Annotated in this window: 19 protein-coding genes and 1 pseudogene; 6 read left to right on the top strand and 14 right to left on the bottom strand. The window is 72.5% G+C overall.

Translation table 11 applies throughout. The features are described 5' to 3' along the window. Nucleotides 1-183 precede the first annotated feature (183 nt). The 6 genes from A6R01_RS10235 to A6R01_RS10210 form a co-directional block, all read right to left on the bottom strand. Nucleotides 184-315 carry a hypothetical protein gene (locus A6R01_RS10235; RefSeq protein ID WP_292605493.1) on the bottom strand — a complete coding sequence of 44 codons (132 nt, stop codon included), beginning with the start codon at nt 313-315 and terminating at the stop codon, nt 184-186. Further along, nucleotides 291-1,550: a serine/threonine-protein kinase gene (locus A6R01_RS10230; RefSeq protein WP_292605491.1), complete on the bottom strand. Its 1,260-nt coding sequence runs from the start codon at nt 1,548-1,550 to the stop codon at nt 291-293. The genes A6R01_RS10235 and A6R01_RS10230 overlap by 25 nt, the downstream gene beginning before the upstream one ends. Nucleotides 1,551-1,680: 130 nt before the next feature. Next, on the bottom strand, nt 1,681-3,024 hold the full coding sequence (locus A6R01_RS10225) for a metallophosphoesterase (protein ID WP_292605489.1): 1,344 nt from the start codon (nt 3,022-3,024) through the stop codon (nt 1,681-1,683). A 122-nt stretch (nt 3,025-3,146) separates the two neighbouring features. Beyond that, complete coding sequence (locus tag A6R01_RS10220) at nt 3,147-4,232, bottom strand: branched-chain amino acid aminotransferase (RefSeq protein ID WP_292605487.1); 1,086 nt, start codon at nt 4,230-4,232, stop codon at nt 3,147-3,149. 144 nt (nt 4,233-4,376) lie between these two features. Then, on the bottom strand, nt 4,377-5,477 hold the full coding sequence (locus tag A6R01_RS10215) for a 3-isopropylmalate dehydrogenase (RefSeq protein WP_292605486.1): 1,101 nt from the start codon (nt 5,475-5,477) through the stop codon (nt 4,377-4,379). A gap of 10 nt (nt 5,478-5,487) precedes the next feature. Beyond that, on the bottom strand, nt 5,488-5,613 hold the full coding sequence (locus A6R01_RS10210; RefSeq protein WP_281364580.1) for a hypothetical protein: 126 nt from the start codon (nt 5,611-5,613) through the stop codon (nt 5,488-5,490). 445 nt (nt 5,614-6,058) lie between these two features. Between A6R01_RS10210 and A6R01_RS10205 the strand changes: the two genes are divergently transcribed. Continuing rightward, a complete protein-coding gene (locus A6R01_RS10205) occupies nt 6,059-6,628 on the top strand; it encodes a class I SAM-dependent methyltransferase (RefSeq protein ID WP_292605484.1) in 570 nt (189 codons plus the stop codon). 36 nt (nt 6,629-6,664) lie between these two features. Here A6R01_RS10205 and A6R01_RS10200 read toward each other — a convergent pair whose 3' ends face one another. After that, nucleotides 6,665-7,342 (bottom strand): hypothetical protein, encoded by a 678-nt coding sequence (locus A6R01_RS10200; RefSeq protein WP_292605482.1) that lies wholly within the window; start codon nt 7,340-7,342, stop codon nt 6,665-6,667. 62 nt (nt 7,343-7,404) lie between these two features. Between A6R01_RS10200 and A6R01_RS10195 the strand changes: the two genes are divergently transcribed. Next, nucleotides 7,405-8,865 (top strand): PLP-dependent aminotransferase family protein, encoded by a 1,461-nt coding sequence (locus A6R01_RS10195; RefSeq protein ID WP_292605480.1) that lies wholly within the window; start codon nt 7,405-7,407, stop codon nt 8,863-8,865. A gap of 74 nt (nt 8,866-8,939) precedes the next feature. Here the strand turns inward: A6R01_RS10195 and serA are convergent, their stop codons facing one another. Beyond that, nucleotides 8,940-10,526, bottom strand: coding sequence for a phosphoglycerate dehydrogenase (gene serA / locus A6R01_RS10190; protein WP_292605478.1), 1,587 nt, complete (start codon nt 10,524-10,526; stop codon nt 8,940-8,942). Between the two features lie 108 nt (nt 10,527-10,634). On the opposite strand from serA, the gene A6R01_RS10185 reads away from it, so the two are divergent. Together A6R01_RS10185 and A6R01_RS10180 are read left to right on the top strand one after the other, a co-directional pair. Then, the gene (locus A6R01_RS10185) at nt 10,635-10,898 is read left to right on the top strand and encodes a pyridoxamine 5'-phosphate oxidase family protein (RefSeq protein ID WP_292605476.1); all 264 of its coding nucleotides are present in this window, start codon (nt 10,635-10,637) and stop codon (nt 10,896-10,898) included. Next, a complete protein-coding gene (locus tag A6R01_RS10180) occupies nt 10,898-11,068 on the top strand; it encodes a hypothetical protein (RefSeq protein WP_366925104.1) in 171 nt (56 codons plus the stop codon). Before A6R01_RS10185 ends, A6R01_RS10180 begins: the two co-directional genes overlap by 1 nt. Nucleotides 11,069-11,080: 12 nt before the next feature. Here the strand turns inward: A6R01_RS10180 and A6R01_RS10175 are convergent, their stop codons facing one another. Next, nucleotides 11,081-11,782 (bottom strand): DsbA family oxidoreductase, encoded by a 702-nt coding sequence (locus tag A6R01_RS10175; RefSeq protein ID WP_292605474.1) that lies wholly within the window; start codon nt 11,780-11,782, stop codon nt 11,081-11,083. Between the two features lie 187 nt (nt 11,783-11,969). Between A6R01_RS10175 and A6R01_RS10170 the strand changes: the two genes are divergently transcribed. Next, nucleotides 11,970-12,875 (top strand): ATP-binding cassette domain-containing protein, encoded by a 906-nt coding sequence (locus A6R01_RS10170; protein ID WP_292605472.1) that lies wholly within the window; start codon nt 11,970-11,972, stop codon nt 12,873-12,875. Then, the gene (locus A6R01_RS10165) at nt 12,875-13,708 is read left to right on the top strand and encodes an ABC transporter permease subunit (protein WP_292605470.1); all 834 of its coding nucleotides are present in this window, start codon (nt 12,875-12,877) and stop codon (nt 13,706-13,708) included. The genes A6R01_RS10170 and A6R01_RS10165 overlap by 1 nt, the downstream gene beginning before the upstream one ends. Before the next feature lie 297 nt (nt 13,709-14,005). Here A6R01_RS10165 and A6R01_RS18300 read toward each other — a convergent pair. The 5 genes and pseudogenes from A6R01_RS18300 to A6R01_RS10145 form a co-directional block, all read right to left on the bottom strand. Further along, nucleotides 14,006-14,137: pseudogene (locus A6R01_RS18300) on the bottom strand (type IV toxin-antitoxin system AbiEi family antitoxin domain-containing protein); the annotation flags it as partial. A gap of 222 nt (nt 14,138-14,359) precedes the next feature. Continuing rightward, nucleotides 14,360-15,388: a ketol-acid reductoisomerase gene (gene ilvC / locus A6R01_RS10160; protein ID WP_292605468.1), complete on the bottom strand. Its 1,029-nt coding sequence runs from the start codon at nt 15,386-15,388 to the stop codon at nt 14,360-14,362. A gap of 63 nt (nt 15,389-15,451) precedes the next feature. After that, on the bottom strand, nt 15,452-16,003 hold the full coding sequence (gene ilvN / locus A6R01_RS10155; RefSeq protein WP_292605466.1) for an acetolactate synthase small subunit: 552 nt from the start codon (nt 16,001-16,003) through the stop codon (nt 15,452-15,454). Beyond that, nucleotides 16,003-17,772, bottom strand: a complete 1,770-nt coding sequence (locus A6R01_RS10150; RefSeq protein ID WP_292605464.1) for an acetolactate synthase large subunit — start codon at nt 17,770-17,772, stop codon at nt 16,003-16,005. Before A6R01_RS10150 ends, ilvN begins: the two co-directional genes overlap by 1 nt. A gap of 242 nt (nt 17,773-18,014) precedes the next feature. Beyond that, nucleotides 18,015-18,713, bottom strand: coding sequence for a 4a-hydroxytetrahydrobiopterin dehydratase (locus A6R01_RS10145; protein WP_292605462.1), 699 nt, complete (start codon nt 18,711-18,713; stop codon nt 18,015-18,017). Nucleotides 18,714-18,779 lie beyond the last annotated feature (66 nt).

The raw sequence follows: 18,779 nt of genomic DNA, 5'->3' as shown, positions 1-18,779 counted from the left end.
CTCCTCCGGGGCTGTGCTGGTGTGCAGGCACAAAAAAACCTCTCGCGGACGAGAGGTGGCGCGACGAGCGGTGCTCGTCGCGCTAACGAATGATGATGCGGTGGTGCTGCACGTCACCCAGTGAACCACGCACGCCCTCATCGTAGGACGGATGTCCCAGCATCCGGCCCGGCCGTCGAGCGCTCAGCGCTGCAGGACGGGGATCGACACGTCCCCGAACGGCTGGGCGTCCAGCGGCGCCCAGTCCACGCCGTCGAGGGCGAGGTACGCCGCTCCCGCGACCATGACCGTCACGAGCGCCGCGGGCCGTCCCACCAGCGGCGACCGCGCTCCTGACGTCGAGCCCCCACCGTGCTGGCGGCGATCGAGCCGCTGCGGAGCAGCCAGACGACCAGCATCAGCGCGGTGACCGTGAGCAGCGGGGCGGCCACCACCGCAGCCGTGGCCGCCGCACCGGTCACGGAGAGCAGCAGCGCGCGGCGGGCCCGCTCGAGCAGCGGCGCGCGTGGCTCCGGCTCGGCGTGTGCCCAGTCGTGGTCGTCGTCCCACGGCAGCACCCGGGTGCCGTCGACGGGCTCGTGGGGTCGCTCCCCCTCCCACCTGTCGGTCGGGTCCTCCGCGCCGGCCACCGCGGTCACGTCGTACGGCGTCGCAGCCGGCTGCCACGGGTGCGTCTCGTCCGGCTCGGACCGCTCGTGTCGTTCGAGGGGCACCGGCGGGGGCGGGACGACCCGGCGCACCCTCGTCGTCTGCGGACGCAGCCAGTCCAGCACCTCCCACAGCTCGGGTCGGTTCTCCGGCTCGGGATCGAGCGCGGCGGCCACGACCCGCGCGAGGTCACCGGTCAGGCCGGAGAGGTCGTGCTCCCCGCGGCGCACCCGGTCCATCACCGCCGCCGACGGGCCCCGCCCGAACGGCGCTCGGCCGGTGCCGGCGTAGGCGACGGTGGCCGCCCAGGCGTGGACGTCGGAGGCCTCGGTCGCGTCGTCGCCGTGCAGGATCTCCGGCGCGAGGTAGCCCGGCGTGCCGATCAGCCACCCCGCCTGGGTCATCCGCGGGTCGTCGGCCAGCTTGGCCAGCCCGAAGTCGATGAGGATCGGGGTGCGGCCCTCCATCAGCACGTTGGAGGGCTTCACGTCGCGGTGCAGCACCCCCACGGCGTGCACGGCATCGAGCCCCTCGGCCAGGCAGCCGGCGAACCACAGCAGGTCGGCGCCGCGCACCGGCCCCTCCTCCAGCACGTGGTCGTGCAGTGACAGGCCGGGGACGTAGCGCGTCGCGATCCACGGGACCGCCGCCCAGGGGTCGGCGTCGACGATCTCGGCGACCCAGCGGCTGTGCACCCTCGAGAGGGAGTCGACCTCACGCTCCAGCCGGGCCCGGCCGTCCTCGTCGCCCACGACGTGCGGGCGCAGCACCTTCAGCGCCACCCGCTCGCCGTCGCCGCGGCGCGCCAGGTGCACCACGCCCATGCCGCCCTCGCCGATCTTGGCGAGCAGGCGGTAGCCGCCGACGAGCACGTCGGGCTCCTCACGCGGGCGGGTGGTCACCCGGCGAGGATACGAGCCGCAGGTGGCCGATCAGCGCAGGTCGCTGTCGGCGGTCGGGTCACCGGGTCTCGAGGCTCGGGCGTGGCCGCCCTCGCACCTCGACCAGCGGGGGCACCTCGACCGGCGAGGGTCAGGAGGAGGGACCGGGGCGGGGCGCCTTGCGCGCCTTGCCGAGCAGGCCGTACGGCGGCTTCTCGTAGGCGTAGGGGTCGTCGTCGGGGTCGTAGACGCCGAGCTTCTCGGTGCGGCTGAGCACCACGCCCTTGTTCCACTCCAGCTGACCGCGCAGCTGCGGCATCGTGTAGCTGATCCGGTTCGGGGCGAGCTTGGCGTGGTCGGTGGCCCAGATGCCGAGCTCCTCGCTCTGCGAGACCTGCGGGAGCTCGTAGTACTCCAGGGTCACGCGGCCGCCGTCCCAGACCTTGCCGACCAGGTAGGCGAAGCCGTAGCGGTAGGTGCAGCCGTGGCTTACCTGCACGGGCTGCCGCGACCCCTGCTGGATGGCCGTGGCGTCGTGGACCTCCCCGCAGAGGTAGAAGTCGGCACCGGTGCGCTTCATGGCGCGCCAGAAGGGGGACTTCTCGGCCTCGGGCATGTGCAGGTTGCCCGAGGCGAAGACGCGGTAGGGCCCGAGCGCGGGGATGTGGCCCTGGACGGCCACCACGTGGCCCTTCTTCTTGGCCTTGCGGATCTGCTTCTTCATCCACCGCAGCTGGTCGTCGAAGACGCCGAGCCGCACGCCGCGCTCGTGGCGGTGGAAGACGTCGACGGTGATCAGGGTGAAGACGTCACCGAAGGACTCGGCGTAGGCGGTGAACTCGTGCTGGCTGCCCTTGGGGCGCTTGCGGTGCACCGGCGCACCATCGGGGGTGCGGGTGAAGTGGTCGGCCCACACCGACTTGGCGTGGTCGACGAGGTAGTAGCGGTTGTCGGGGCGGCCCTTGTGCGTGCCCTTGGGCGACCACCGGTCGTTCCTGCGTCCGCTGCGGTCGTCGAGGATCTCGTGGTCGCCGAGAGCGGGGTAGAGCGGCAGGCCGCGCTCGGCGAAGAAGCGCTTGTACTCGCCGTAGTAGACCTCTCCGGCCTTCGTGATCGCACTGCGGCACATCGCCAGGCTGACCTCGTCGGTGCCCTGGCTGACCTGGCCGAAGATCCGGCGGTCGTCGGTGTCGATGTTCCATCGGCCCTCGACCTGGTCACCGGCGACGAAGACCGCGTCGGGGTTGTGCGAGCCGACCGCCCACAGGCAGGAGTCGATCGCGAGCTGCCACCACTGGTTGTGGGAGTTCATCCCACCGTCCCAGGTCGGCAGCCCCGACAGGTCGGCCACGTCGGCGTTGAGGAAGTCCGGCATGGAGACGAAGGTGAAGTCCGGCGGCCCGGACACGTCGACGGCCCCGGACAGGGCCGTGCCCGTCGCGCCGAGGAGCGCTGCCACCCCGCCCGTGGTCAGCAGGCCACGTCGTGTCCACACGTCGGTGCTCCCTGGGCGTCGCGGGCGGTCGAGGACGGGGTACGCCGCGGTGCGCGCCCCTGCGTATTCAACAACGAGTCCGTGGCCGATCCGTCACCGAGGTCACCGTGTCGGCGCCGTGGTCAGCAGATGCGGTGCATCCAGCCGAACGTGTCCTCGGCGCGGCCGAACTGCACGTCGACCAGCTGGCTGCGGACGCGGGTCCACAGCGCGTCGTCGGCCTCGACCGCCGGGGCGGCCGGGGCCGAGCCGCCGTCCCACTTCAGCTCGCCGACCGGGGTGACGACCGCGGCCGTGCCGCAGGCGAAGATCTCGGTGATCTCGCCGGAGGCGACGCCGTCCTTCCACTCCTGGATCGAGAAGCGCCGCTCCTCGACCTGGTGGCCCATCTTGCCGAGCAGCTCGATGATCGAGGCGCGGGTGATGCCCTCGAGGATGGTGCCGGTCTCGGGGGTGACGACCCGGCCGTCGCGGTGGACGAAGTAGAGGTTCATGCCGCCGAGCTCCTCGACGTACTCCCCCTCCTGCGCGTCGAGGAAGACCACCTGGTCGCAGCCCTGGGCGATGGCCTCCTGCTGCGCGACCAGCGAGGAGGCGTAGTTGCCGCCGGTCTTGGCCGCGCCCATGCCGCCGCGGCCCGCGCGGGTGTACTCCTCGGTGAGCCACAGCGTCACCGGCTTCACCCCGCCCTTGAAGTAGGCGCCGGCGGGGCTGGCGATGACCATGAAGGTGACGTGCTGGGCCGGACGCACGCCCAGGAAGACCTCCGAGGCGAACATGAACGGCCGCACGTAGAGGCTCTTCTCGCCGCCGCCCTCGGGCACCCAGCGGCGGTCGGCCTCGACGAGGGCGTCGACGCAGGCCACGAAGTCCTCGACCGGGAGCTCGGGCAGCGCGAGGCGCTGGGAGGAGCGCACCATCCGCTTGGCGTTCTCCTCGGGGCGGAAGGACCACACCGAGCCGTCGTCGTGGCGGTAGGCCTTCATGCCCTCGAAGGTCTCCTGCGCGTAGTGCAGCACCGCCGCGGCGGGATCGATCGAGAGCGGCGCGTAGGGCTCGATGCGCGCGGCGTGCCAGCCCTGCTCGGGGGTCCACTCGACCGTGAGCATGTGGTCGGTGAAGTGGTTGCCGAAGCCGGGGTTGGCGAGGATCTCGGCCAGCCGCTCGTCACTGACGGGGCTGCTCGAGGGCGTGGTGCTGATCTGCATGGGCGTCACGGTAGTCGACCTCTGTCTCGGGCGGGTCACGGGAAGGGCGCAGGGAAAGGCGCAGGGAAGAGCGCAGGGAAATGCACGACCGCCGGGCACCTCGTGGTGCCCGGCGGTCGCGGTGGTGCAGGTGCGGAGTCCGGGCTAGCCGGCTACGCGCGCGGCGATGGCGTCGCCGACCTCGGAGGTACGCCGGGGGGCGGTGTCGCCCGCCTCGGCGCGCCCAGCCTGGTCGGCGAGGTCGGCGAGCACGGCGCGCTCGACGGTGGCCGCGGCCTCGGGGTGACCGAGGTGGTCCAGCAGCAGCGCCGTCGAGAGGATCGCGGCGGTGGGGTCGGCCTTCTGCAGTCCGGCGATGTCGGGCGCCGACCCGTGCACGGGCTCGAACATGGAGGGGGCGGTGCGGTCGGGGTTCACGTTGCCCGAGGCAGCCAGCCCGATGCCGCCGGTGATGGCGGCGGCGAGGTCGGTGATGATGTCGCCGAAGAGGTTGTCGGTGACGATCACGTCGAAGCGCTGCGGGTTGGTCGTCATGTGGATCATCGCGGCGTCGATGTGCATGTAGTCGACGGTGACGTCCGGGTGCTCGGCGGCGACCTCCTGGGTCAGTCGCCACCACACCGAGCCGGCGTGGACGAGCACGTTGGTCTTGTGGACCAGGGTGAGGTGCTTGCGCGGGCGCTTCTCCGCGCGGGCGAAGGCGTCGCGGACGACCCGCTCGACGCCGTACGCCGTGTTGACGCTGACCTCGGTGGCCACCTCGGCCGGGGTGCCGACGCGCAGCGCGCCGCCGTTGCCGGTGTAGGGGCCCTCGGTGCCCTCGCGGACCACCACGAAGTCGACCTCCTCGCCCTTGAGCACGGCCTCCGAGAGCGGCGAGGTGACGCCGGGGAAGATGCGCGAGGGGCGGAGGTTGACGTAGTGGTCGAGCTCGAAGCGCAGCCGCAGCAGCAGGCCACGCTCGAGGATGCCCGGGGGCAGGTTCGGGTCGTTGGGCTTGCCGCCCACCGCGCCGAGGAGGATGGCGTCGTGCCGGCGGATCTCGCCGAGCACGGAGTCGGGCAGCACCTCGCCGGTGGCGAGGTAGCGCTCGGCGCCGAGGTCGTAGCGGGTCTGCTCGAACTTCACGCCCGCGGGAGCGGCGACCTCGAGCACCTTGAGGGCCTCAGGGGTCACCTCCTGGCCGATGCCGTCGCCGGGGATGACGGCGAGCTGGACGGAACCGGTGGCGGCGGGAGAAGTCATGGGGCGAACGCTAGTTGTCGTCGGGACGCTCGCCGCCGTTGTCCCGCAGGTCGAGCGCGCGCTGCAGGGCCTCGCGGCTGCGGGGGTTCTCGGGCTTGTGGGCGGCGGGTCCCCACTCGGGGTACATGTCGTACATCGGTGTCTCCAGGTGTCGCGTGTCGGATGTGTCGGGTGTTGCGTGCCCGGACCGGTGGCGCGGGGTGCGCCGTCGACCGGGGATGACACCGCGGTGGGGACAGCTGTCCGTGGATCGCACGGACGGTCGGGACCGACCAGGAGCGGGTCGCGCGTGCTGCGCCGGCGTACCCGCCGCGGAGTCATCTCGGGCCGAGGAGCACCGGGGATGCCGGGCTGCTCTCGAGCGAAAGGGGTGTGAGACCGGATGCGCACCAACGCCGACCACCGCGGCGAGGGGGCCTCACTCGCAGGTCACGCCTGCTGGGCCTCGCCGCGGCACTCGATAAGTACGAAGATGCTCCGCATGATGGAACGAGCGTAGGTCGCTGTCCGGACGCAGGCCACCGGATTGCGGAATCCGTCCACGATGTGGGACTCGAGTCCCGCGATGGGAGACTTGGCGAGTGAGCGCCCCACCCGACCTGCCCGCCGTCGTCGAGCGCGCCTTCGAGGTCTCGCGACGCTCGGGCTACGTGTCGTTCTGCCGCAACGAGACCGGCCGGCTGCTGGCGATGCTGGCCGCGACCCGCGACGGCACGATGGCCGAGTTCGGCACCGGATGCGGGGTCGGCACGGCCTGGCTGCGCTCCGGCGTACGCGGTGAGAAGGCGCGGATCGTGACCGCCGAGCTCGATGCCAAGCTGGCGAGGGCGGCGACGGAGATCTTCGCCGAGGACCCGCTGGTCGAGGTGCTGGCAGCCGACTGGTCCACGCTGCTGGACCGCGGCCCCTACTCGCTGCTCTTCCTCGACTCCGGGCAGCCCGGCGAGGTGGGCGTCGACGCGATCGCCGACCTCGTGGAGGACGGCGGCATCGTGGTGCTCGACGACTTCACGCCGTGCGAGCAGTGGCCGCCGATCACTTACGGCCGCGTGGACACCCTGCGCGAGCAGTGGCTCACCGACGAGCGCTTCACCGCCGTGGAGGTCATGGTCGCCCCCGACGCCTCGACGATCATCGCCACCAAGCGCTGAGCTCCCGCACTTCCCGGCGGCCCCCGGCGGCGCGCCTCAGCAGCGTGCGGGAGTGACGTCTCGGCCGTGCGGGAGTGACGGCTCGGCAGGCAGGGCGACCACCAACGAGGGCAGTAGGGCCTGGGTGACCGGGCCGATCGCGAGCGCGTAGAGCACCGTGCCGAGACCGGCGGTGCCGCCGAGCAGCAGGCCGATGACGACGACGGTGACCTCCAGCGAGGTGCGGACCAGGCGGATGGAGAGGCCGGTGCGACGGTGCAGGCCGGTCATCAGGCCGTCGCGCGGACCCCGGCCCAGCTGAGCGCCGATGTAGGCCGCGGTCGCGAGGCCGTTGAGACCCACGGCCGCGACCATCAGCACCCCGCGCCACGCGAGGTCGTCAGGGCGGTCGAGCACCGCCAGCGTGGCGTCGGCGGCCAGGCCGAGCACGATCGCGTTGGAGACCGTCCCTAAGCCCGGCACCTCGCGCAGCGGGATCCACAGCAGCAGCACCACCACGCTGGTGAGGATCAGCGCCTGGCCCAGCGTCATCGGCAGGTGCGTGGCGAGACCGAGGTGCAGCACGTCCCATGGGGCCGCACCGAGCCCGGCCCGCACCAGCATCGCCAGGGAGACGCCGTAGAGCACCAGGCCCGCGTAGAGCTGGACGAGGCGGCGGGGCAGGCGGCCGGCGCGCAGTTGCGCGAGCGGGCCGAGGTCGGCGAGCAGGGTCATGCCTCGATGGTGCCGCGCGATTGGACTGTTCTCCGATAGCCAATCGTGGAACAGTGGACTGCATGACGCAGTCCACCTCGCCGTCGACCAACGGGGCCATCTCCGCCGCACGTGTCAGCGCGCTGGTCGCGGGGTTCGACCGCTCCCCCGCCTACGCCGGGCTGGCCGACGCCCTCGTGCTCGCCATCGGCGACGGCCGCATCGGCACCGACGTACGGCTGCCCAGCGAGCGCGAGCTGACCGACGCGCTCGCCGTCTCGCGCACCACCGTCACCCGTGCCTACGCCCAGCTGCGCGAGAGCGGGTACGCCGTCGCTCGGCAGGGCGCGGGCACCTTCACCCGCGTGCCCGGCGGCCGCGCCCGCACCCGGGACCGGGCGCTGACCCCCGACCAGCTCGCCGTCGGCCACCCCGACGGGATCGACCTGGGGTGCGCCGCCCCGATGGCGCCGGCCGGCCTGGCGAGCGCGTACGCCGACGCGGTGACCGAGCTGCCGGCGTACCTCGGCGGGCACGGGTACTTCCCCACCGGCCTCCCCCACCTGCAGGCCGCCGTCGCGCGGGGCTTCGAGGAGCGCGGGCTGCCGACCGACCCGGCGCAGGTGATCATCACCCCAGGGGCCCTGTCCGGCGCGGCGATCGTGGCGCAGGCGCTGGCCCGCCGCGGCGACCGGGTGCTGGTCGAGTCCCCGGTCTACCCCAACGCCACGCTCGCGCTGCGCAACGCCGGCGGCCGGCTCGTCGGCGCGCCGGTCGACCCCGAGGGCTGGGACCTCGACGCCGTCGGTGCCCAGCTGCGACAGGTGCGCCCGGCACTGGCCTACCTCGTCCCCGACTTCCAGAACCCCACCGGCCACCTGATGACCGACGAGCAGCGTGAGGAGTACGCCGGCCACCTGCGCGCCGCGGGCACCGTCGCCGTCGTCGACGAGTCGTTGCAGGCGCTGGCGCTGGACGGTCAGGAGATGCCGCGGCCGTTCGCGGCGTACTCCCCCGACGCGATCACGATCGGCAGCGCCAGCAAGGCGTTCTGGGGTGGGCTGCGGCTGGGGTGGGTGCGCGTGCCGCCGGGGCTGGCCGAGCGGCTGACCCGCGCGCGGCTCAGCCTCGACCTCGGCACGCCCGTGCTTGAGCAGCTGGTCCTGGCACGGCTGCTGGCCTCCGGGCCGGTGCTCCCCGACCAGCTCGCCCGGTTGGTCGAGCAGCGGGAGGTGCTGCTGGGTGCGCTGACCGAGCACCTGCCGACGTGGCGCTGGATCCGCCCCGGGGGCGGGCTGGCGGTGTGGTGCGAGCTGCCGTCGGGCAGCGCGGTGGCCCTCGCCGACGCCGCCGAGCGGGCAGGGGTCGGTGTGACGCCGGGCCCGCTGTTCGCGGCCGAAGGCGGGCTCGACAGGTTCGTCCGGATCCCCTGGACCCGACCGGCCCCCGAGTTGGTCGCCGCCGTCGAGCGCCTCGCCCCGGTGTGGGCCGACCTCCCGGCCTCCCCGACCCGCGCCCGCCCCGGACGCGTCCTCGTCGCCTGACCCTTCCCGCCGAGCCGGCTCGACCTTCCGGAAGGACGCGCCGGCTCGACCCAGCCCTGACGCCGGGGGGCGGGTCAGGGGAGGTGTACGGCGCAGGCGCGGCTGGACTCGGTGGCCAGGGAGATCTCGTGCAGCAGGCAGCCGTCGAGGGCCGAGTCGACCTCGAGCACGACGAGCACGTCGCCGCCGGGGGTCTGCCGGGCGACCTGCATGCCGGCGATGTTGACGCCGGCCTCGCCGAGGATGCCGCCCACGGTGCCGACCATGCCGGGACGGTCACGGTGCACGAGGAAGGCCAGGTGCTCGGCGAGCGCCAGGTCGACGTCGTACCCGTCGACCTCGACCAGCCGCTCGCGGCCGTGCACGACGGTGCCGCCGACCGCGACCTGGCGGCCGTCGGCGAGCGTGCCGCGCAGGGTCACCAGGTTGCGGTGGTCGGGGCTCTCCCGCTCCACGACCAGTCGGCAGGCGGTGCCGCGCTCGGCCGCGACCAGGGGCACGTTGACGTAGGAGACCGGCTCCTCGACGACCTCGTCGAAGACCCCCTTGAGGGCGGCCAGCTCGAGCACCTTCACGTCGTGGTCGGCGATCTCGCCGCGCACCTCGACGTCGAGCGACTGGGCGACGCCACCGGCGACGGCGGTGAAGACGCGCCCCAGCTTCTCGGTCAGGCCGATGGTGGGCCGGATCGCCTCGGCGACCAGGCCGCCGTGGACGTTGACCGCGTCCGGGACGAGCTCGCCAGCGAGGGCCTGCGCCACCGAGCGGGCGACGGACAGACCGGCCTTCTCCTGGGCCTCGTGGGTGCTGGCACCGAGGTGGGGCGTGGCCACGACGTTCTCGAGGTCGAGCAGCGGGGAGTCCGGGCACGGCTCGTCGGCGAAGACGTCGAGCCCCGCGGCGGCGACCCGGCCCTCCTTGAGGGCGGCGTGCAGGGCGACCTCGTCGACGATCCCGCCGCGCGAGGCGTTGACCAGCAGCAGGGACGGCTTGACCTTCCGCAGCTCCTCGACACCCACGAGCCCACGGGTCTCGGGGGTGCGGGGCAGGTGGACGGTGATGACGTCGGAGGTGGCGAGCAGGGTGTCGAGGTCGACCATCCGCACCCCGAGCTGGGCGGCGCGCCCGACCGAGACGTAGGGGTCGTGGGCGATCACCTGCATGCCGAAGGCCGCCAGGCGGTGCGCGACCAGGACGCCGACCCGGCCCAGGCCGAGCACGCCGACGGTCTTGCCCGCGAGCTCGGTGCCGGTGAAGCGGCTGCGCTCCCACTCCCCCTCGCGGAGCGACTGGTGCGCCTGCGGGATGCGACGGGCGGCCGCCAGCAGCAGCCCGACCGTGAGCTCCGCGGCCGAGACCAGGTTCGCGGTCGGGGCGGTGACGACCATGACCCCCGCGGCGGTCGCGGCGCGTACGTCGATCGTGTCCAGGCCGGTCCCGGCGCGGGCGACGACCCGCAACCGGGGTGCGGCGGCGAGCACCTCGGCGTCGACCCGGGTGCCGGACCGCACCATGAGGGCGTCTGCCTCGGCAACCGCAGCGAGCAGCGCTGCGCGGTCGGTGCCGTCGCAGCGGCGCACGTCGAAGCCGTCGCCGAGCGCCGCCACGGTGGCGGGACTCAGGGCGTCGGCGATGAGCACGACGGGATGGCGCGATGGCACGGGGATCCTCGAGGGTCCTGGTGGTGCGGGTCGGGACGAGCAGGTGCACCACGTTGTGCCGTTGCTCAGGGTAGCCGAGGTCACCGGCTCGCTGACAGGCTGACCGCCATGACGTCACGCGACGAGCTCGCCGCCGGCACGTACCTGGCGCTCACCACCTTCCGCCGCGCCGGCGACCCGGTGAGCAGCCCCGTCTGGGTCGTGCCGCTGGAGGACGGGCGGGTCGGCTTCTGGACCGCCATGGGCTCGGGCAAGACCAAGCGCCTCGCGCACACCCCCCGCGTCGTCGTCCAGCACTCCGACGCCCGCGGGCGCGTCACCGCCGGCAGCATCCCGCTCGAGGGCTCGCTGACCCCACGCCGGCCCTGCTGATGCTCGACGAGCCCACCAACAAGCTCGACCTGCCGTCGTACGACGCCCTGGTGACCGCGCTCGCGGCGCATCGCGGGGCGCTGGTGGTCGTCAGCCACGACCGACGGTTCCTCGAGGAGGTGGGCGTCGGTCGCGTGGTCGACCTGGACCAGCCGGCGGAGCCTGACTGATCGGTCAGCGGCTCAGCAGGTGCCGTCGACCCCACAGGTGTCCCCGCCGGCGACGACCTCGACCGGCGGGTGCGACTCGGCCCAGGCCTGGGTGAGCACCTGGGAGAACACCTCGGTCGGCTGGGCGCCCGAGATGCCGTAGCGCCGGTCGACCACGAAGAACGGCACGCCGCTGACCCCGAGGTCCATCGCGGCGTCGATGTCCGCGACCACGGCGTCGGCGAACTCCTCGCCCGCAAGCACCTCGTCGACCCGCTCGGGGTCCAGGCCCGCCGACAGCGCCTCGCGCCGCAGCACCTCGTGGTCCCCCACGTCCTGGGCGTCCTCGAAGTACGCCGACAGCAGCGACTCCTTGAGCGTGGCCTGCAGCGCGAGGCCGCCCTCGGCCAGCGCGAGGTGCAGCAGCCGGTGCGCGTCGATCGTGCGCGTGTGCACGGTCTCGAGCAACCGGAAGGAGAGCCCCTCGACGGCGGCGAGCTCGGTGAGCTGCTGCTGCATCTGGCGCATCTCGTCCTCGGTGCGGCCGTACTTGCGGGCCAGGACCGGGGTGGTCAGCTCGTGACCGTGCTGCGGGGCGCTCGGGTCGAGCTGGAAGGAGCGGTAGACGACCTCCACCCGGTCGGCGTGCTCGAACTCGGCCAGCGCGGCCTCCAGACGGCGCTTGCCCACGAAGCACCACGGGCAGACGACGTCGCTCCAGATATCGATCCTCACGTCCTTCACAACGGGCGAGTCGGACACCGCATTCCGGGCCGCGAGCCACGGTTGCGCCACAGTTCGGACACAGGGGATGCACGCGGCGTCGGGGTCGCCCTCAGGGTCACCTCGGGGTCGGACCGGGGGGCGAGTGGGAGGCGCTCCCCGATGTGCGCGACCCCCTCCCGGCACGAGGCTCGGGGCCATGATCGAACTCCTCGAGCTCACCAAGCGCTACGGCGAGCACCTCGCCGTCGACCACGTCTCGTTCACCGCCCGCCCCGGGCGCGTCACCGGCTTCCTCGGCCCCAACGGCGCCGGCAAGTCGACCTCGCTGCGCATCCTCGCCGGCCTCACGCCGGCCACGACCGGCACCGCCACCGTCCTGGGCCGTCGGTACGCCGACCTGCCGGACCCGGGCCGCGAGATCGGCGTCCTCCTCGACGCCTCCGCCCAGCACGCCGGCCGCACCGGTCGCGAGGTGCTGCGCGTCGCCCAGGAGACCATGGGCCTCCCCCGGGCCCGCGTCGAGGAGATGCTCGACCTGGTCTCCCTCACCCCCGAGGAGGCCAAGCGCCGGGTGCGCGACTACTCCCTCGGGATGCGCCAGCGTCTCGGCCTGGCCACCGCCCTGCTCGGCGACCCGGCCGTGCTGGTGCTCGACGAGCCGGCCAACGGGCTGGACCCCGCCGGCATCCGGTGGATGCGCGACCTGCTGCGCGACCACGCCGCCCGCGGCGGCACCGTGCTGCTGTCCTCGCACCTGCTGCACGAGATCGAGGTCATCGCCGACGACATCGTCGTCATCGGCCAGGGCCGCGTCGTCGCCCAGGGCACCAAGGAGGAGCTGCTGCACGACGACCGCACGCTCGTCCGGGCCGCCGAGGTCGGCACCCTGACCGCTGCGCTCCAGCAGGCCGGCTGGACCGTCGAGCGGGTCGACCCCGCCGACCCCGCCGCCGGCCTGCGCACCGACGCCTCTCTGGCGGTCACCGGCCAGGTGGCCCTCGAGGCCCGACTCCCCCTGCTCGAGCTCCGCGCCGCCGACGGCGCCGGCCTCGAGGAGATGTTCCTCCAGCTCACCGCCGACACCCAGCGAGAGGCCGCCTGATGTCCACCACCCTCACCACGCCGTCCGCCGCCGCGAGCGCGCCCGCCACTGCGTCGTCGTACGCCGACCGCCCGGCCCCGCCGCCGATCCCGTTCGCCCGGTTGCTCAAGGTCGAGATGCGCAAGATGTTCGACACCCGCTCCGGCCTCTGGCTGATGGCCTCGGTCGGCATCCTGTCGGCACTCGCCAGCGCCGCGGTCGTCCTGTGGGCGCCCGAGGACGAGGTGACCTACGGGTCCTTCGCCGGCGCGGTCGGGATCCCGATGGCGATCATCCTGCCGGTCATCGCGATCCTCTCGGTCACCTCGGAGTGGAGCCAGCGCACCGGGCTGACCACCTTCACTCTCGTCCCCCACCGTGGCCGCGTGCTTGCCGCCAAGACGGTCAACGCCCTGGTGGTCGCGGTCGTCGGCATGCTGGTCGCCGCCGTCGTCGGCGCCCTGGGCAACCTCGTCGGCTCCGCGCTCAACGGCACCGACGTGGTGTGGGACATCAGCGTCTCCGACTTCGGCGCCATCGTGCTGGCCAACGTCCTCGGGGTGCTGATCGGCTTCATGCTCGGCGTCGTGCTCCGCTCCTCGCCGGCCGCTCTCGTGGGCTACCTGGTCTACGTCTACGTGCTCACCGGCCTGACCTTCACCCTGGCCGCGGCACAGCCGTGGTTCGCCGACCTGCAGCCGTGGGTGGACTTCAACTACACCCAGGGCGCGCTCTTCGAGGGCTGGAGCAACACCGGGGAGTACTGGGCCCAGCTCGGCGTCACCTCGCTGCTCTGGCTGGTGCTGCCGCTCGCCGTCGGCTCCTGGCGGATGCTGCGCTCCGAGGTGAAGTAGCCGCCCGACGCCGCCGCTGCCGGACCGGAGGGTGTGTCGTGAGAGGGGTTCACGACACACCCTCCAGTCGCATGTCACAGCCCTCACCACGCTCACCCCGGGGTCGGCGTCGAGCCGGCGACCATGCGGGACAGCGATCTCGACGATGCGCCGCGCCCGGTCCTGCCCGGTGGCACCTCGCAGCCCACCCGCGCGCAGTGCCGACCGGCCGGCCAGCACCGATCCCGGGTGTCGCAGCAGGGTCGCCCACTCCGCCTGGGCCGTCGTCAGCTGGCCGGTGTGGTCGACGTACACGCCGTCGGCCAGTCGCACCCACTCGCGACGTCGCACCCGCCGGGCGACGAGCACCTCGCTCATCCCCGCGTCCAGCACCTGCCGGCGCGAGACCACCCCGGCCTGACGACGCAGCAGCCGCTCGATCGCATCCATGCGCCGATGGTGGTCGGGCATGCCGCCGCGCGCAGGACCCTCAGCGGCCGCTGTGGACGGCGGTGTGCCGACCGGAGGATGTGCAGTGAAAGGGGGTCACGACAGACCCTCCAGTCGCCGGGACACGCCGGCGTACGACGCACGAGACCCCCTGCACGGGGCAGGGGGTCTCGTGGCTCGTCGCGCGCTCCTCGCACCTCGACCGGCGGGAGGAGCAGCGGATCAGCGGGCGGCGGTGCCCTCGACGTAGTCGGTGTCGTGGCTCTTGACCCACGCCATGAGCTTGCGCAGCTCGCGACCGGTCTTCTCGATCGGGTGCTGCTCGCCCTGCTCGCGGAACTTGGTGAACTCCGGCGAGCCGTTGTCCATGTCACCGATGAAGCGCTCGGCGAAGGCACCGTTCTTGATGTCCTCAAGCACGGCCTTCATGTTCTCCTTGACCCGCTCGTCGATGACGCGGGGGCCGGAGACGTAGTCGCCGAACTCGGCGGTGTCGGAGACCGACCAGCGCTGCTTGGCGATGCCGCCCTCGTACATCAGGTCGACGATGAGCTTGAGCTCGTGGAGGCACTCGAAGTAGGCGACTTCGGGCTGGTAGCCGGCCTCGGTCAGGGTCTCGAAGCCGTACATGATCAGCTGTGAGGCGCCACCGCACAGGACGGCCTGCTCACCGAACAGGTCGGTCTCGGTCTCCTCGGTGAACGTGGTCTTGATGCCGCCGGCACGCAGGCCGCCGATGCCCTTGGCGTAGGACAGCGCGAGCGGCCAGGCGTCGCCGGAGGCGTCCTGCTCGACGGCGACGAGCACGGGCACGCCGCGGCCGTCGACGTACTCACGGCGCACGAGGTGGCCGGGGCCCTTGGGGGCGACCATGAAGACGTCGACGTCGCTCGGCGGGGTGATGAAGCCGAAGCGGATGTTGAAGCCGTGGCCGAAGACCAGGGTGTTGCCGGCCTCGAGGTTCGAGGCGATCTCGTCGGCGTAGAGCTTCCGCTGGTGCTGGTCGGGGGCGAGGATGACGACCACGTCGGCCTCGGCGGCCGCCTCGGCGGGGGTCATGACCTTCAGGCCCTCGGCCTCGGCCTTGGCGCGGCTCTTCGAGCCCGGCTGCAGGCCGATGCGGACGTCGACACCGGAGTCGCGCAGGGAGAGCGAGTGCGCGTGACCCTGGCTGCCGTAACCGATCACGGCGACCTTCTTGCCCTGGATCAGGGACAGGTCGGCGTCGTCGTCGTAGAACATCTCAGCCACGAGGGCTTCTCCTTCTTGTTGGGTGCTGCGTCTTGGGAAGTCTGTGCGGTCTTGCGAGGTGGATCAGGAGCCGACCGCGGAGGCCGCGGTCGGGGCGGGCACGGAGACCGGGCGCAGGCTGCGCTCGGAGATCGACCGGGAGCCCCGGCCGATCGCGACCATGCCGGACTGCACGAGCTCGCGGATGCCGAAGGGCTCCACGATGCGCAGGAAGTCCGCGATCTTGCCGGCGTTGCCGGTGATCTGGACCGTGACCGCGTCGGGGGCCACGTCGACCACCTTGGCGCGGAAGAGCTGGACGGTGTCGAGGACCTGGCCCCGGGTCTCGGTCGTCGCGGCGACCTTGACCATCACCAGCTCGCGGTGGACCGAGGCGGTCGGGTCGAGCTCGACGATCTTGATGACCTCGACCAGCTTGTTGAGCTGCTTGGTCACCTGCTCCAGCGGGGACTGCTCGACGTTGACCACGATGGTCATCCGCGAGATGCCCTCGTGCTCGGTCGGGCCGACGGCCAGGCTCTCGATGTTGAAGCCGCGGCGGGAGAACAGGCCGGCGATCCGGGTCAGGACGCCGGGCTGGTCCTCGACCAGGACCGAGAGGGTGTGCTTCGACATCAGAGCTCGTCCTCTTCCCACTCGGGCGCGAGGTCCCGGGCGTACTTGATCTCGTCGTTGCTGGTGCCGGCGGCCACCATCGGCCACACCATCGCGTCGCGGTGGACGCGGAAGTCGACGACCACGGGCACGTCGTCGATCTCCATGGCCTTCTCGATCGTGGCGTCGACGTCGTCGGCGGAGTCGCACGCCAGGCCCACGCAGCCGTAGGCGTCGGCCAGCTTCACGAAGTCGGGGATGCGCACGGGGCCGCCGTGGCGCTGGAGGTTGGTGTTGGAGTAGCGCTCGTTGTAGAAGAGCGTCTGCCACTGCCGGACCATGCCCAGCGACTCGTTGTTGATGACCGCCACCTTGATCGGGATGTTCTCGATCGCGCAGGTGGCCAGCTCCTGGTTGGTCATCTGGAAGCAGCCGTCGCCGTCGATCGACCACACCGTGGTGTCGGGGCAGCCGACCTTGGCGCCCATGGCCGCGGGCACCGAGAAGCCCATGGTGCCCAGGCCGCCGGAGTTGATCCAGGTGCGCGGGTTCTCGTAGTCCACGAAGTGCGCGGCCCACATCTGGTGCTGGCCGACCCCGGAGGTGTAGATCGCCTCGGGGCCGGCGATCTTGCTGAGCCGCTCGATGACGTACTGCGGAGCCAGGCCCTCGGCGGGCGGCTCGTAGCCCAGCGGGTAGCGCTTCTTCAGCCCGGCCAGCCAGGAGACCCACTGCTCGTAGTCGCCGGTGTGGCCGGCGTCCTGCTCGGCCTGCAGCGCCACGACGAGGTCGGAGATCACCTCGCGGCAGTCGCCCACGATGGGCACGTCGGCGTGCCGGTTCTTGCCGATCTCGGCCGGGTCGATGTCGGCGTGGATGACCTGGGCGTTCGGCGCGAAGGAGTCGAGGTTGCCGGTGACGCGGTCGTCGAAGCGGGCACCGAGGCTGATGATCAGGTCGCTCTTCTGCAGCGCCGCGACCGCGGCCACGGTGCCGTGCATGCCGGGCATGCCGAGGTGCTGCGGGTGGCTGTCGGGGAAGGCCCCCAGCGCCATCAGCGTGGTGACGACCGGCATGCCGGTCAGCTCGGCCAGCACCTTCAGCTCGCGGCTCGCGCCGGAGCGGATCGTGCCGCCGCCGACGTACAGCACGGGCTTGCGGGCCTCGAGGATCAGCCGGGCGGCCTCGCGGATCTGCTTGGAGTGCGGCTTGGTCACCGGGCGGTAGCCGGGCAGCGAGAGCTCGGTGGGCCACGAGAAGGTGGTCATCGACTGCAGCGCGGACTTCGCGACGTCGACCAGCACCGGGCCGGGGCGGCCGGTCGAGGCGATGTAGAAGGCCTCGGCGACGGTGCGCGGGATGTCGGCGGGGTCGGTGACCAGGAAGTTGTGCTTGGTGATCGGCATCGTGATGCCGCGGATGTCGGCCTCCTGGAAGGCGTCGGTGCCGATCATCGAAGCACCGACCTGGCCGGTGACGGCCACCATCGGGACGGAGTCCATGTAGGCGTCGGCGATCGGGGTGACCAGGTTGGTCGCGCCCGGGCCGGAGGTCGCCATGCACACGCCGACGCGGCCGGTGGCGGCGGCGTAGCCCTGCGCGGCGTGGCCGGCGCCCTGCTCGTGGCGGACCAGGATGTGGCGGATGGAGGAGTCCATCAGCGGGTCGTACGCCGGGAGGATGGCGCCGCCGGGGATGCCGAAGATGTCGTCGGCCCCAGCCGCCTCCAGCGACCGGACCAGGCTCTGCGCGCCGGTGATCTCGCTCATGACCTGCTCATTTCCTCTCACTGCTCCTGTCTGCGCCCTGGCGACCGGCGGGCCACCGGGCTGACCCCACAAAAAAGCCCCTCGGCCCTGAAGGCTACGAGGGGACGACGCGCTGGCCGGACGGGGTCGGTCTCAGCCCACGCGTCGCGTGCGTACGAGAAGGTCCTGGCGCATGCAGCAAAGGTATCCCGACCGTCCACGCGCGTCACCCGCGAGTCCCGCTCGTCTCAGCATCCGAGACACGCGTCCCGAGATGTGAGCCGTCACGCTGCCGGACCGGGGCCACGCCCCAGCCACGTCGTCAGGCAGGCCCGGTTGCCCTGAGCGTCCTCCAGCACCCAGTACGCCGGAGCGTGGTCGTCACTGACCAACCGGCCGCCCGCCGCGATGACGGCCGCCATCCGCTCCTCGACCGCCTCCGGCGGCACCCGCACGTCTGCGTGCCACCGCTGCCGGGGTCCACCCAGGTGCACCCCGGGGTGCTGCTCGGTGGGCTGGAACCACACCGACGGCCACCGGCCACCGGGGTCGATGGCGTCGTCGTCGGCCTCCTGCAGGCCGAGCACCGCGGCCCAGAAGGGCTTGACCTCGGTGAGGTCCCAGGTGTCGAGCGCCCACTCCACCGACTGCAGCCGCGCCGGCGTCGCGCTCACCTCCAGCTCGGCGGCCACCTGGGAGACCGCCCTGGCCAGTCGCAGGTCGCGCCGGGTGATGCCGCCGACGTCGTGGCTCCACGTGCGCACCTCGACGAAGCCGTAGCGCAGGTCGACGTCGGGGTGGTGGTCCATGGCGTCGGCGAGCCCCGCGACCTCGGCGACCAGGCGGGCCCCGGTGGCGAAGTCGCCGGTGTCGAAGCGGGCCGCCAGCACGCCGAAGAGCGGGCGCCAGTCCCCCAGGCCCTCCTGGACGGCCGCGTCCACGTCGACGTCCGGGAGCAGGTGCTTGTCGGCCGAGGAGATCACGCCCTCCACCCTGCCGGTCCGCGGCCAACGGCGCCAGCGCTTCCCCCCACGGATGCCCCAGCAGCG

It is taken from the genome of Nocardioides sp. REDSEA-S30_B4 (genome assembly GCF_001627265.1).
GTDB lineage: Bacteria > Actinomycetota > Actinomycetes > Propionibacteriales > Nocardioidaceae > Nocardioides.
The sequence above is the reverse complement of the archived record's forward strand: the minus strand, read 5'-3'. Positions and strand labels throughout refer to the sequence as shown.

Bases quoted from the DNA above. Each gene is read 5' to 3' on its own strand.
- A6R01_RS10220 (WP_292605487.1), bottom strand. From the start codon at position 4,232: ATGCAGATCAGCACCACGCCCTCGAGCAGCCCCGTCAGTGACGAGCGG.
- A6R01_RS10215 (WP_292605486.1), bottom strand. From the start codon at position 5,477: ATGACTTCTCCCGCCGCCACCGGTTCCGTCCAGCTCGCCGTCATCCCC.
- A6R01_RS10210 (WP_281364580.1), bottom strand. From the start codon at position 5,613: ATGTACGACATGTACCCCGAGTGGGGACCCGCCGCCCACAAGCCCGAG.
- A6R01_RS10200 (WP_292605482.1), bottom strand. From the start codon at position 7,342: ATGACCCTGCTCGCCGACCTCGGCCCGCTCGCGCAACTGCGCGCCGGC.
- A6R01_RS10195 (WP_292605480.1), top strand. From the start codon at position 7,405: ATGACGCAGTCCACCTCGCCGTCGACCAACGGGGCCATCTCCGCCGCA.
- A6R01_RS10185 (WP_292605476.1), top strand. From the start codon at position 10,635: ATGACGTCACGCGACGAGCTCGCCGCCGGCACGTACCTGGCGCTCACC.
- A6R01_RS10180 (WP_366925104.1), top strand. From the start codon at position 10,898: ATGCTCGACGAGCCCACCAACAAGCTCGACCTGCCGTCGTACGACGCC.
- A6R01_RS10170 (WP_292605472.1), top strand. From the start codon at position 11,970: ATGATCGAACTCCTCGAGCTCACCAAGCGCTACGGCGAGCACCTCGCC.
- A6R01_RS10165 (WP_292605470.1), top strand. From the start codon at position 12,875: ATGTCCACCACCCTCACCACGCCGTCCGCCGCCGCGAGCGCGCCCGCC.
- ilvN (WP_292605466.1), bottom strand. From the start codon at position 16,003: ATGTCGAAGCACACCCTCTCGGTCCTGGTCGAGGACCAGCCCGGCGTC.